General features: G+C 33.4%; 1 protein-coding gene and 1 pseudogene. Both read right to left on the bottom strand.

Annotated features, from left to right (window positions below):
• Window positions 1-278: pseudogene (locus KHW44_RS09895) on the bottom strand (amidophosphoribosyltransferase); the annotation flags it as partial.
• A gap of 1 nt (window position 279) precedes the next feature.
• Window positions 280-978 carry a phosphoribosylaminoimidazolesuccinocarboxamide synthase gene (gene purC / locus KHW44_RS09900; RefSeq protein WP_094206209.1) on the bottom strand — a complete coding sequence of 233 codons (699 nt, stop codon included), beginning with the start codon at window positions 976-978 and terminating at the stop codon, window positions 280-282.
• Window positions 979-1,118: the final 140 nt, after the last annotated feature.

Here is a 1,118-nt window from a genome sequence, read left to right on the forward strand (position 1 = left end):
TTGGCAAAAGCCATCAATGGTTGAGTGTTGTAATCGTGAGAACCACCAGCTGTCGAATATCTTACATGTCCAATTCCTACATTACCAACTAAATTATTCAAATTTTCTTCCTTAAACACATCGATAACAAGTCCCATGCCTTTTTCTCTATGTAGGTTTTCACCGTTACTAACGGTGATACCACAGGATTCTTGTCCTCTGTGTTGTAAGGAGTTAAGTCCGAAAAATAATTTCTTATTAACTTCGGACTTAGAATATATCCCTATAACTCCACACATCCTAGCCTCTCATTCTATTTAGAACTTCTTTGTAGCCTTCTGTCAAATCTCCTAAATCTCTTCTGAAAATATCTTTGTCTAATTTTTGGTTAGTGTCTTTATCCCACAATCTGCAAGTATCTGGGCTGATTTCGTCAGCTAATAAGATTTGTCCATCGTCAGTCTTACCGAATTCGATTTTGAAGTCAACTAATTTTAAGTTGATTTTCAAGAAAAATTCTTTAAGTAATTCGTTGATTTTCAAAGTTTCTTCTCTTAAATAGTCATATTCTTCTTTTGTGATAACTCCAAGAGCAATTGCGTGGTCTTCACACATCAATGGATCTCCTAAATCATCATTCTTATATGATAATTCAAAAGTTGGTTGATTTAAAACTTTTCCTTCTTCAACGCCGTATCTTTTTGCAAAAGAACCTGCAGTGATGTTTCTAACGATAACTTCAAGTGGCATGATAGTAACTTTTTTAACTCTCATATCAGTATTGTTGATTGTTTCAATGTAGTGAGTTTTGATGCCGTTTTTTTCAAGCATTTCAAAAATCATTGTAGTGATTGCTAAGTTTAGTTCACCCTTACCAGCAATTGTAGCTTTCTTTTCACCGTTACCAGCTGTTGCATCATCCTTGTATCTGATGATATATTCATCAGCCTTTTCTGTTAAATAAACTTCCTTTGCCTTACCTTCGTACAATTTTTCCATAATACCCTCCTAAAATAAAAAAATAGAGAATTCTAGATAGAATTCTCCTAAATTTTTTGACAATTATACACTTTTTTATTGGACGCAAAAATAGCTATCAATTTGCCTCTCAATTTATTGATAAGGCTTAGATCGTGATT

Source organism: Finegoldia magna (genome assembly GCF_018371055.1).
GTDB classification, from domain to species: domain Bacteria; phylum Bacillota; class Clostridia; order Tissierellales; family Peptoniphilaceae; genus Finegoldia; species Finegoldia magna_I.